This is a genomic window from Flavobacterium flavipallidum, from assembly GCF_038289905.1.
GTDB lineage: Bacteria > Bacteroidota > Bacteroidia > Flavobacteriales > Flavobacteriaceae > Flavobacterium > Flavobacterium flavipallidum.
The window spans coordinates 1-12,953 of the sequence record NZ_JBBYHU010000013.1; the positions used below are offsets into that span (position 1 = coordinate 1).

At 32.1% G+C, this 12,953-nt stretch carries 12 protein-coding genes; 2 read left to right on the forward strand and 10 right to left on the reverse strand.

The window, feature by feature from the left end; genetic code table 11:
* Positions 1–226: 226 nt before the first annotated feature.
* Entirely contained in the window at positions 227–1,489 is a 1,263-nt protein-coding gene (locus tag AAEO59_RS08175; protein WP_341700244.1) for a dicarboxylate/amino acid:cation symporter, read from the reverse strand.
* Between the two features lie 80 nt (positions 1,490–1,569).
* Positions 1,570–2,634, reverse strand: a complete 1,065-nt coding sequence (gene aroC / locus AAEO59_RS08180; protein WP_341700245.1) for a chorismate synthase — start codon at positions 2,632–2,634, stop codon at positions 1,570–1,572.
* Between the two features lie 187 nt (positions 2,635–2,821).
* Between aroC and AAEO59_RS08185 the strand changes: the two genes are divergently transcribed.
* Positions 2,822–3,646 (forward strand): UDP-2,3-diacylglucosamine diphosphatase, encoded by an 825-nt coding sequence (locus tag AAEO59_RS08185; protein ID WP_341700246.1) that lies wholly within the window; start codon positions 2,822–2,824, stop codon positions 3,644–3,646.
* A 117-nt stretch (positions 3,647–3,763) separates the two neighbouring features.
* The gene (locus AAEO59_RS08190; protein ID WP_341700247.1) at positions 3,764–4,255 is read left to right on the forward strand and encodes a hypothetical protein; all 492 of its coding nucleotides are present in this window, start codon (positions 3,764–3,766) and stop codon (positions 4,253–4,255) included.
* Positions 4,256–4,305: 50 nt separating this feature from the next.
* On the opposite strand, the gene AAEO59_RS08195 is transcribed toward AAEO59_RS08190, so the two are convergent.
* From AAEO59_RS08195 to AAEO59_RS08230, 8 genes are all read right to left on the reverse strand, one after another.
* A complete protein-coding gene (locus AAEO59_RS08195; protein ID WP_341700248.1) occupies positions 4,306–4,734 on the reverse strand; it encodes a protease complex subunit PrcB family protein in 429 nt (142 codons plus the stop codon).
* 11 nt (positions 4,735–4,745) lie between these two features.
* On the reverse strand, positions 4,746–5,915 hold the full coding sequence (gene bshA / locus AAEO59_RS08200) for an N-acetyl-alpha-D-glucosaminyl L-malate synthase BshA (RefSeq protein WP_341700249.1): 1,170 nt from the start codon (positions 5,913–5,915) through the stop codon (positions 4,746–4,748).
* Between the two features lie 85 nt (positions 5,916–6,000).
* Positions 6,001–7,950 (reverse strand): serine hydrolase domain-containing protein, encoded by a 1,950-nt coding sequence (locus tag AAEO59_RS08205; protein ID WP_341700250.1) that lies wholly within the window; start codon positions 7,948–7,950, stop codon positions 6,001–6,003.
* Positions 7,951–7,970: 20 nt separating this feature from the next.
* Complete coding sequence (locus AAEO59_RS08210) at positions 7,971–8,453, reverse strand: ABC transporter ATPase (protein WP_341700251.1); 483 nt, start codon at positions 8,451–8,453, stop codon at positions 7,971–7,973.
* Positions 8,454–8,533: 80 nt separating this feature from the next.
* Positions 8,534–9,325, reverse strand: coding sequence for a (Fe-S)-binding protein (locus AAEO59_RS08215; protein ID WP_341700252.1), 792 nt, complete (start codon positions 9,323–9,325; stop codon positions 8,534–8,536).
* A 71-nt stretch (positions 9,326–9,396) separates the two neighbouring features.
* The gene (locus AAEO59_RS08220; RefSeq protein WP_341700253.1) at positions 9,397–10,734 is read right to left on the reverse strand and encodes a (Fe-S)-binding protein; all 1,338 of its coding nucleotides are present in this window, start codon (positions 10,732–10,734) and stop codon (positions 9,397–9,399) included.
* 6 nt (positions 10,735–10,740) lie between these two features.
* Positions 10,741–11,703, reverse strand: coding sequence for an MlaD family protein (locus AAEO59_RS08225; protein ID WP_341700254.1), 963 nt, complete (start codon positions 11,701–11,703; stop codon positions 10,741–10,743).
* Between the two features lie 47 nt (positions 11,704–11,750).
* Positions 11,751–12,908 (reverse strand): N-acetylmuramoyl-L-alanine amidase family protein, encoded by a 1,158-nt coding sequence (locus AAEO59_RS08230; protein WP_341700255.1) that lies wholly within the window; start codon positions 12,906–12,908, stop codon positions 11,751–11,753.
* Positions 12,909–12,953 lie beyond the last annotated feature (45 nt).

Genomic DNA, 12,953 nt, shown 5'->3' on the forward strand with positions numbered 1-12,953 from the left:
CTCTAAAATCTGTTTAAGTGAAATTTTGTGATCTCTAAAAGTACTCATTATATCTATATTTACAATTATAAATATAAGAAATTTCATTCATTTAAGCAATATAAACACATAAAATTATGGATCTAATTATTGATTTATATGACTTATATAACAAAAAAAGTCGGAAGAATAATCTTCCGACCATGACTAGGTATTAACCAGCGTTTTTTATTTATTAAATATAACATTAATTTTCTTTTCCTTCTTCCCATTTTCCCACAACCGAAGTAGCCAATGCATTTCCTAAAACATTCGTTGCTGTTCTAAACATATCACAAAAATGATCAATTGGAAGAATCAATGCAATCCCTTCAACAGGAATATCAAACATTCCGCAAGTTGCAGCAACAATTACTAAACTCGCTCTGGGAACACCGGCAATTCCTTTGCTGGTAAGCATTAAAACTAAAAGCATAACCATTTGTGTCCCTAAATCCAAATTTATACCATAAGCTTGTGCTATAAACAAACTCGCAAAAGTCATGTACATCATACTTCCATCAAGATTAAACGAATATCCTAATGGCAACATAAAAGAAACAATTTTATCTTTAACACCAAAACGTTCTAATTCTTCGGTGATTTTAGGAAAAACAGCTTCACTACTTGTAGTTCCAAAAGCAATAATCAAAGGACTGATAATATGACTTAATAAAGTTTTCATTCGCTTTCGAAGGAAAATAAAACCTACAAGCAGCAAAAAAGTCCATAAAGACAAAATCCCAACTAAAAAGGAGCTAAAATATTTTACATAAGTTATAACCAAATCATTCAAATCTTTTATGGCAAAAACTCCTGCAATAGCACCAAAAACACCAAGTGGAGCAAACTTCATTACATAATTTACCATTTTTAAAATGATATGTGAAGTTTTATCTAATGCACTGACAACTGGGTTGACATAATTACCTATAGCAGCAGCAGCTAATCCGAAAAAAACTGAAAAAACGACTATTTGAAGTATTTCATTAGTAGCCATAGCTTCAAAAATACTTTTAGGAATGATATGCTCAATGAAATGCTGAGCTGAGAAATTTTGTGTTTTTTCAGTTACTTCAGTGGCAGCTGTAACATCTGCTTTAGACAAATTAAGACCAACACCTGGCTTTAATACATTTACCCAAAACATTCCTATTAACAAGGATATAAAAGATGCACTAAAAAACCAAGCTAGCGCTTTGCCTCCAATTCTTCCAACTGTTTTCACATCACCTAATTTAGCAATTCCAACTACTAAAGTTGTAAATACCAAAGGTGAAATAATCATTTGTACCAAACGAATAAAAACAGTGGCCAAAATTTTGATGGTATCACTAAAATCTTTGGCAAAGTCAGCATCAAAGTTTGTATGAATATAAATCCCTAAAATCCCTCCTAATAGCATTGCTATTAGTATTTGAGTAGTCAAATTAGCAAATAAACTCTTTTTTGTATCTGTAGTTGAATGCATTAAATTCTTAAGTTTTTGTTCTTGATTAAACTTAAAAACGCAGCCAAATCTCTTGACTGCGTTTTTTATATCCTTTTATACTATTTATTGTAAGTTTTATTTATCAAATAAAAATCTGCCAATACAATTGCTGCCATGGCCTCAACAATAGGCACTGCCCTTGGCACAACACATGGATCATGACGACCTTTACCTGTCATCTCGGTAATTTCTCCTTTATTATTTAGAGAATCTTGTTTTTGCATGATCGTTGCTACAGGCTTGAAAGCAACTCTAAAATAAATATCCATTCCGTTACTTATTCCTCCTTGAATTCCTCCAGAAAGATTCGTTTTGGTAGTTCCGTCGGCATTATATAAGTCATTGTGAGCACTTCCTTTCATTTTAGAACCTTCAAATCCGCTTCCAAATTCAAAACCTTTTACCGCATTAATTGAAAGCATTGCTTTTCCTAATTCGGCATGTAATTTATCAAAAACAGGTTCTCCTAATCCAACAGGTACATTTTGAATCACACAAGTAACAACTCCACCTACTGTATCTCCTTCTTTACGAATTTGTTTGATATAATCTTCCATTGTAGCCGCCATTGCTTCATCTGGACAACGAACAGGATTAGATTCTATTTTAGAAAAATCTAATTCATTATAAGGTGTATCTAATGATAAAGGCCCCACAGCAGAAACATAAGCCTGAATTTTAATATCAGACAGCATTTGCTTAGCAATAGCACCCGCTACTACTCTACTCGCAGTTTCACGAGCAGAACTTCTTCCTCCACCACGATAATCTCTAAATCCGTATTTTTGGTCATACACATAATCAGCATGACTTGGTCTATAATTATCTTTAATATGTGAATAATCGTCTGATTTTTGATTCGTATTTGGGATAATAAAACCAATAGGTGTTCCAGTAGTTTTCCCTTCAAAAATTCCTGATAAAAATTGTACAGCATCCGGTTCTTTTCTTTGGGTAACAATCGCCGATTGTCCTGGTTTTCTTCTTGCCATTTCTACTTCAATAGCATCAAAATCTAATGCTATTCCTGATGGACAACCATCAATTACACCACCTAAAGCTTCACCGTGTGATTCTCCAAAAGTTGTTATTCTAAATAGGGTTCCGTAGCTATTTCCTGCCATTATTTTTAATTTTGAACAAATGTAATATTTTAGTTTTAGCTTTAAAAATTAAAGGTTTAAAGATTGTAAACTAATTTTAAAAAAAGTGTTTTTTATTTACAATTCTTAAGCTATTTGTTAACCTTAATTTTATATCGAATAGATTGAAGTAATGTTATTTTGTATCAGGAACAAATTCATTATTCAATTGAAAAAAAGAAAAGTCGAAGTAGTTGTACTATCCGATGTTCACCTTGGAACTTATGGAAGTCACGCCAAAGAATTATACAACTATTTGTCGTCTATCAAACCTGAAATTCTGGTGTTAAATGGCGATATTATTGATATTTGGCAATTTAGAAAATCCTATTTCCCAAAATCCCATTTAAAAGTTATCCAAAAAATAATAAGTTTTGCTTCAAAAGGGACTAAAGTCTATTACATTACAGGAAATCATGACGAGATGCTTCGGAAATTTACCGAAATGAATATGGGAAATTTCATCCTTGCTGACAAAATTGTTTTAGAACTAGACGAAAAGAAAGCCTGGATTTTCCACGGAGATGTTTTTGACGCATCTGTAAATCATGCCAAATGGATTGCTAAACTAGGAGGTTTAGGTTATGATTATCTCATTCTGATGAATCGCTTTATTAATTGGTGTCTGAAAAAATTAGGACAGGAACCTTATTCCTTTTCAAAGAAAATAAAAGCCAGTGTTAAAAAAGCAGTCAAACATATTTCAGATTTTGAAGAAACCGCCACCGAATTAGCCATAGAAAACCATTATGATTATGTGATTTGTGGTCACATTCACGAACCTAAAGTGCTAAAAAAAACGAATAAAAACGGTTCTACAATGTATTTAAACTCGGGAGATTGGGTAGAGAATCTAACTGCATTAGAATATAATCGAAAAAAATGGAAATTATTTCGTTATCAAGAATCAGAATTTACAGAAACTGAAAACATTCTAGAAAAAGAAGAACTAACTGGAGAACAGCTTATTGCCTCAATTATACTTACTAAATAGTTTTTTGTATTTCGTTTCCGATTAAAAAAAAATGGGAATTCTATAACATATTATAATTATATAATAAATGTCACGTTTAAGAATAATTGTAGATTTGTATGTAACAAAACATTAATTATGAAAAAAATTATTTTATCAGCTTTTATGCTAATGGGATTAGCATTTAGCTCTCAAGCTCAAGAAATTTCAAAAAATGCTTTAGGTTTACGTTTAGGAGACAACGACGGATTTGGTGGAGAAATCTCTTACCAAAGAGGATTGTCAGACAACAACCGTTTAGAATTAGACTTAGGTTGGAGAAACAACAATAGTGTTGATGCCTTTAAATTAACTGGTATCTATCAATGGGTATGGAACATTGATGGAGGTTTCAACTGGTATGCCGGTGTAGGTGGAGGTTTAGGAAGTTGGAGTATTGACAACAATGCTGTTAATGATAGTGGTACTTTTGCTTTTGTTGCTGGTGACCTTGGTATCGAATATGGTTTTGACGAAGTGCCTATTCAACTTTCTTTAGACATCAGACCTGAAATATACTTCAATTCTAATGATTTTAGAAATGATAATTTTGGACCAGATATCGCTTTAGGTATCAGATACCAATTCTAATTCAACAACATATACTCCTAAAAATGCCACTATTTCTAGTGGCATTTTTTTTATTGTACAGTTATTGGTTTCTTAGAATTAATCTTTATCACTGTATATGGATAAGTTATATTTTGTGTAAGCATTGCTCCTGGCTCAGGATTAATCTCTTTTACTTTAATTACAATATTAGTATCGGTTTCAGTTACACTATCTACAGTTATTGAATAGCCTCCTGTGGGCTTTTCGCCCATATTAAGAATAACAAAATTTGATTGTTGTAAATCATTGGTACTTATCTTTCTTTTTAATTTTTCATCATTTTGCAACATCTTAATTTCCTTCGGTTCAGTCAAAATTTCGTAGAAATTAATATTACCTCCTCCGTCATTTTGTTCCAATAAAACTTCGCATAATGGTTTCTTTTCTGTTACATTCACTGAAGATTTACAAGAAAACAGAATTGTCAGCAAAAGTAATCCGAGAATACTTTTTTTCATTTTTCTATTATTTATTCACAGTCTGGTTTTGTCAAATGTTTGTTGCATTTTTTGACATATTTCTTAATCGCTTTCTCATAAATATCAATGTATAATGGTAAAATATGTTTGATATCAAATTTCTTAGCGACTGATAAAGCGTTTTCTTTAAATTGACTTAAAACAGCATCATCTCTAAGAATTTTTAAAGCGTTTTCTGCCAATTCATCAATATTTCCCACATTACTTAAATATCCTGAAACGCCGTCAAAATTTACTTCAGGTAAACCTCCTGAGTTACTTGAAATAACCGGAACTCCCCAAGCCATCGCTTCTAAAGCTGCTAATCCGAAACTTTCGGTTTCAGATGGTAACAAAAATAAATCAGAGTTACTTAAAATTTTATCTATTTCATTACTGTTTCCAAAGAAAATTACCTTATCTAAAATTCCTAATTCCTGACACAAATATTCTGCTTTTTCTTTTTCAGGCCCATCCCCTACCATCAACAATTTAGCCGGAATTTGTTGCTGGATTTTATGAAATATTCTAATGATATCCGGAATTCGTTTTACTTTTCTAAAATTACTGATGTGAGTAATAATTCTTTCTTCTTTTTTTGCTAAAAGGGAACGCTGACAAGCCCCCGTAAATTCACGATTTTTATCCAGCTCAATAAAATTAGGAACCACATGAATATCCCTCTTAATATTAAAAAGTTTATAGGTATCGTCTTTTAAACTTTGCGATACCGAAGTTACCACATCTGATTTATTGATACTAAAACTAACAGCCGGTTTATAATGAGGATGATTACCTACTAAGGTAATATCTGTCCCATGCAGTGTTGTAATCATTGGGATTTCAATTCCCTCATTCTTTAACATTTGTTTTGCCATATAACCCGCATAAGCATGCGGAATAGCATAATGCACATGTAAAATTTCAATTTTATAAAGTTTAACCATATCAACTAATTTACTTGACAAGGCTAATTCATAAGGTTGATAATGAAACAAAGGATATTCAGGAACATTTACTTCATGATAATGAACATTAGGATTTAACAAAGCCAAACGTACTGGCTGACTATAAGTTATAAAGTGCACTTCATGTCCTAAACGAGCTAATTCTAATCCTAATTCGGTAGCTACTACACCACTACCTCCAAAGGTAGGATAACAAACAATTGCTATTTTCATCTGTAATTTTTAATACGACTAAATTAATAAAAATAAAGTCGTAATTTCTTAAAAGAAGGCTAAAACTAGACGTCACATTTACGTTTTAATTAGCATCTTTAATCGATTCATATATAACCGATTGGATGTTTTCTCTAATATTTTCTTTCGATAATTTGTTTTGAGATTCATTAGGATAGGTTCTGTTAGACAAAAAAACATAGACAATTTCTTTATCTGGATCAGCCCATGCCATTGTCCCGGTAAAGCCGGTATGTCCAAAACTAGTCATAGAAACACAACCACAAGTAGGACCAGAATTACCTAATTGTGGTTTATCAAAACCAATTCCCCTTCTATTCCCTTGGAAACAATAATAGCAATGGTTAAAATCATTAAAAGTATTTTCAGAAAAATACTGTTTACCGCCATAATTTCCTTTTTGCAAATACAATTGCATCATTTTGGCCACATCCATGCTATTCGAAAAAAGACCTGCATGACCGGCAACACCGCCTTGCATTGCAGCGCCAAGATCATGAACATAACCCTGAACAAGTTGATGTCTGAAATAAGTATCTACTTCAGAAGGAACAATTTGGTTTTTATCTTTTTTTCCAATTGGATTATACATCGTGTTATTTAAACCCATTGGCTGAAAGAAATTATGATTATTCAAAATATCTAATTTTCTTCCCGAAATATGTTCCAAATAAGCTTTCAAAATCATGAAAGTGAAATCACTATATTTATATTCTTTCCTTGGTAACAATTTACTATCAGCAATAATTTTCATAATGCTATCCTGATAATCTGATCTTAAAAACAAATCATCTGCAATTTTAATAGTGAATTTTTCATTTCTTACTTTGCTGTAATATTTCTCTAATGGATTTCCTTTTTTATCAATGGTCTTTTTATAAAAAGGATACCAAGCTTGCAAACTCGCATAATGGGACAATAATTCCTTGAATGTGATATCTTTCTTATTCGAATTTTTAAAAACAGGCAACATCGAATCCAGAGTTGTCAACATATTCACCTTTTTTTCATCATATACTTTCATCACATTAGGTAATGTACCAATAATTTTAGATAGTGAAGCCAAATCATAAATATCTGAATTTGAAACTGGAATTTCCTTTTCATAAGTATGATAACCAAAAGCCTTTTGATAAACTACTTTTCCTTTTCTTGCTACTAAAATCTGCATTCCCGGAGTCATTCTTCCGTTGATTGCTCTTTCGGCAATTATATCAATTTTTGACAAAACAGATGGATCCATCCCCATATTTTCAGGAGTAGAAAACCCAAATACATTTAGTTTTTCAGTTGAAAGACCTAAGTTTTCAGTCACTGATGACGATAAATTAATTGGTAATTTTCCTTTCGAATTTATAGCACCAAAAATTAATTCGGCCGAAACTGTTTGGGCAATTGACGAATTTTGATAGGAAACAAGTAAACCTTTAATCGCACTCAAATCCTTTAAGGAAGTCAAAACATAAGGAGATGCAAAAACATCTAAAACAACTGAATTTTGTTGCGCTAAAACATTAATCAATAGCAATTCATTAGCTGAAAACTGTATCGTTTCAACATTATTTTCCATTGGATGGTAACCAATGATAACTGTTGAAAATCCCGTTAATTTTGCTTGTAAACTTACCAAATTCGTATCTGTAATTTCAGTTACTTCTGTATACTGTCGCAGTGTTGTCAAAAAAGATTCATTTAAAGCATTTCCCAATTTCACATAAGCAATTTTCTGTTTTTCTAAATTTCGAACAGGTAAAACAGCATTTTCATTCTTCAAAACAGCAATGTTATTTTCAAAAAAACGATAATACACTGATTCAGAAGAAACTTGATTCAAACTATCATATAATTGATTTAATTTGGTAAACGAAATCTCAGGCTGAAGCTCCTTTAGTTTTATTAGGTTGGAATTTGTTTGCAAATCAATTGCCGACTTATTCTTTTTTGTGGAACTACAGGCAGCTACAAAAAAAAATAAGACATAAAGAATTAAAATCTTGATGTCTCTATTTTTCATAATTATTTGTTTTAGTCTATTTAAAAGAAACGACTATGCCAGCTATCTATTGCAGGGACTTCCCAAACTTCGTTAAATTCCTGAACAGTATTAATCAAATTATTGAAAACAATCGTATTCTCAGTAACTGCTTTATCTTTCACCATTTTTTTGAAATCAAGCAATGGTTTATGAGCGATATGCTCCCCTAATTTGAAAGTTACATTCATTTTATCCAATAAATCAACACCGTACTTTTGCTCTAATTTTTGGATAAAAGCAACCGAAGCATCAATTGAACAACCTGTTGCAGATTGTACTTCCTGGTTAACAGCAATAATAATAAAACGATTGTATTTTAATTGATAAGAAGCTTCTAAACTGGTACCATGAGCAGCCCAACCATTTAAAAACAACTCCAAATCATTTTGGATTTCAGACATTTCAGTATCTGAAAACTTTCTGTTAGATTGATATATCCAAATTCTGGATTCCTCCGGTAAATTTTCAAACGGTACGTACATAATTAAATATGAGTTATAAACTAATATTGATGATTCAAAAAGCTGGCTCTTTAAATTATTATCACTAGTCTGTATTTGATTTATAAATCCTGAGCATTAGCTATCAATTCGGCAATATCCATTACCTTAACTTCTGCTTCTTTTTCTTTGTGTTTTATTCCGTCAGTCATCATCGTATTGCAAAACGGACATCCTGTAGCGATAATGTCTGGAGAAGTTTCTAGAGCATCTTCTGTTCTTTCGACATTGATTTCTTTATTGCCTTTTTCAGCATCCTTAAACATCTGAGCTCCTCCTGCTCCACAACACAGTCCGTTAGCTTTAGAACGTTTCATTTCGACTAAAGCAACATCTAATTTTTCAATTAAGTCACGAGGCGCTTCGTAAATTTTATTTGCTCTTCCTAAATAACAAGGATCGTGAAAAGTAATTTTCTTTCCTTTAAACTGACCTCCTTCAATACTTAAACGTCCGTCATCTAATAAAGACTTTAAAAATTCCGTATGATGAATTACTTCGTATTTTCCGCCTAATTCAGGATATTCATTTTTCAAAGTATTAAAACAATGCGGACAAGCAGTAACTATTTTTTTTGCTTCATACGCATTCAGCACTTCGATATTCATCATGGCCTGCATTTGGAACAAAAATTCGTTCCCTGCTCTTTTTGCCGGATCTCCAGTACAACTTTCTTCTGTTCCTAAAACCGCAAAAGAAACATTGGCACTATTTAAAATTCGTACAAAAGCCTTAGTTATTTTTTTGGCCCTATCGTCAAAACTACCTGCACAACCTACCCAAAACAAAACCTCTGGTTGTTTTCCTTGAGCCAGCATTTCTGCCATTGTAGGTACTATCAAATTTTCTGACATTTTAATTCTTATTTAATCGTTGATATGTTTAATTGCTTAATCGGTCAAACACATACCGACTAAGGATTAAACTACATTTCGTTTTTCCAATTCAATCGATCCTGTTGATTGTATGGCCAAGGTGCTCCATTGTTTTCAACATTAGTCATCATTGAATTTAAAGCAGCCGGAGCAGCACTTTGTTCCATAACTAAATAACGACGCATATCCATAATAATAGATAAGGGACTAATGCTTACAGGACATTCCTCCACACAAGCATTACAGGAAGTACAAGCCCAAAGCTCTTCGGGAGTGATGTAATCATTCAACAAAGCTTTGTTATCTGGTACAAAAACGCCTTTATTCGTATCAATATTTCTCCCCACTTCTTCCATTCTGTCGCGGGTATCCATCATAATTTTACGAGGAGATAATTTTTTACCGGTTGTGTTAGCCGGACAAACAGAAGTACAACGCCCACACTCGGTACAAGTATAAGCATTCAATAATTGAACCCAATTTAAATCCTGTATATCACTAGCACCAAATTTTGCAGGAGCTTCAGCACCTTCAGCAGGAGCTGCAAACGGATCAGCATTAGGATCCATCATTAATTTTACTTCTTTAGTAACAGCTTCTAAATTATCAAATTCTCCTAATGGTTTCAAGTTAGCAAAATAAGTATTTGGAAAAGCTAACAGAATATGTAAATGCTTTGAAAAATACAAATAGTTTAAAAAAGCCATAACCATTAAAAAGTGCCCCCACCATCCGATTCTTTCTAAAACATGTAAAGCGCCCTCACTCATACCTCCAAAAAAAGCTGTACCTAAAAATTGAGAAACAGCAAAATGAAACGAACCTGTTCCTTCAAAGTGCGACTTTCCTAATGAATATAAAACTTCGTCAGTTCCGTTCATTGTAAAAATACACAACACTAAAATAATTTCCATGATAAGAATTAAGTTGGCATCTTTTTTAGGCCATCCAAGTAATTCTTCTTTATTTAATCGTGGTAATTTTAATAGATTCCTTCTAGCTAAAAAAGCAACGGTAGCAATTAAAGCTAATAATGATAGTATTTCAATAAAACTAATCAAGAAAGTATAAAAACCTCCTAAACCTGTTTTGAAAAAACGATGTGTACCAAAAATACCGTCAACTATAATTTCTAATAGCTCAATTTGAGTAATTACAAATGCAGCATAGAGCATAAAATGCAATAAAGCAGGAATTGGTCGAGTAAACATTTTCTTTTGGCCAAGAGCCACTAAAGACATATTTCTCCATCTTGCTGCAGCATTATCAGATCTGTCTACATTTTGACCTAGCCGGATATTTCTAATGATCTTTTTTATATTTTTAGTAAAATATCCAATTCCAAATACTAAAAAGATTACAAATAATATATTGTCTAAATAAGTCATATGATATTATTTTTTAGCTTTCGAAATGGTATCATTTGGCCCTTTGTAAGGCTTGTTTTTCTTTCCAAAAAGAGAAACGTTCACATAACGTGTTGGATACAAACGTACATCCTGAAGTAACAATTCTAATTCCTTAGATGTATTTGATAAATTAGTATAAAACGCATCGTCTTTTAATAATTTCCCCATACTTCCATCGCCAGCTTCTAAACCAGCCATAATTCCATTTACTTTAACCAAAGTAGTATTCAAACTTTTAACTGTTTTTCCTAAATCGGCTTTGTTAATCGAATCGGAAATTTTAGAAAAATTATGAGATACTTTGTTGAAATTAGAAACCATACCGCTTATTTGCGTTTTATTTTCAGCTATCAAAGAATTTACACCAGAAGAAGCCTGATGAAACTGCTCCATTGTTTTGCTTAATTCAGCTAAACTTTTCTTTAGGTTTTCCTGTGTCTTTTTGTCCAAAACATTATTAACACTAGTCAACAATTGATCAGCGTTTACTAATAATTTTTCAATTTTATCCTGAAGTGGCACTAACTTTTTACTTAGAGACTCAGTCATCCCTAAACGAACATTTCCGGCTAACTTATCTCCTTTTTCAACAACTGATTTATCTGAAAAATCAGGTTCAATTGCTATTTGTTTTCCGCCGATAAATCCTGGCTCATAAATAGTAGCCAAACTCTTTTTAGAAATAGGAAAATCAGTTTTAATATTCATTTCAACTAATAATTTCCCACTTTCAGGATTGATAGTAATTTTTTCAATTTTACCAATAACTAAACCATTAATCGTTACCGCTGCCGAAGGAGATAAACCTTCTACACTATCATATTCAGCATACAAAGTGGTATAACTGTTAAAAAGATCCTTTCCTTTTAAAAAACTGTAACCCCAAATAAATAATAAAATAGCTGAGATTACTAAAATCGCAGTCTTAATTTCTCTTGTAATTTTCAAAATATAAGTATTTGTTGCAAATTTAATATAAATATTAGAACTTGACGTTATTTAATTGCATCCTGAATGTCTATTTCGGTGCCATTTTTGTACGCGATTAAAAAAGCAGAATCAAAACCTTTAGCCTTCGCTTCCGCCAAAAGTTTTTTTGATTCTTCATAATCAGTGGTTTCCCCGAATGTATATTTATAACTTTTACCAAAAGATTCCATAGAAACATTTTTCAATCCTTTGAAATTTTTAGGATGTAATTCTAATTTTCTTTTAGAAACAGCCAATTGCACTTTAAAAACAATATCTGAATTTACTTTTGTCGAATTATTTTGTGTCGAATTATTTGATTCAACATCTGTTTTTGGTGCAACTACTGATTCTTGTGTTTGCTCTATCATTTTTTGTGAAGGTTTTACAGAAACTATATCATCTGCCCCTCCAAAATACTCATTTTTATAACTTATAATAGCATTAGCAATAGCTCTGGCAATATCATTTTGACCTTCCTCAGAATCTAAAATATTTCCTTCAGTATAATTAGAAATAAAACCCATTTCTATTAAAACCCTTGGCATATAAGCTTTATGCAATACCATATAAGGTGCTTGTTTCACTCCGCCTCCGCGAATTTTTTTCCCCAAAAGGGCAAATTGGTCTTCTACTTTACTGGCTAATGAAATACTATTATCTAAATATTCTTCCTGCATTAAAGTAAAACCAATCATCGTTTCAGGAGAGTTAGGATCAAAACCTTCGTATTTTCTCTTATAATCTTTCTCTAACGTAATTACTGAGTTCTCTTTCTTAGCTGCCTCTAAGTTTGAAGCAATCTTGGTCATACCCATTACATAAGTCTCTGTACCATCAGCTGCTGTATTACGATTAGCATTGCAATGTATCGAAACAAAAATATTTGCATTGGCCCGATTAGCAATATTAGCTCTTTCTACCAAATCTATAAAGACATCCGTTTTACGGGTATAAATAACATCTATTTTAGGATATGCTTCAAGAATCTTACCCACTTTTAACACTACAGCCAAGGCAATATTTTTTTCAACATGCCCATTATAGGCAGCTCCAAAATCATGAGCTCCATGACCTGCATCTAATGTAACCTTAAAATTTTGATCGGATTGTGAAAAAACAACAGCACTTACCATCATCATTAAAACTGCAAGTACTACAGGAGTTTTTCTATAATTATTCATTAGTTTCAACATAAAAATTTTTACAAATCTACAAATTTAGTCCTT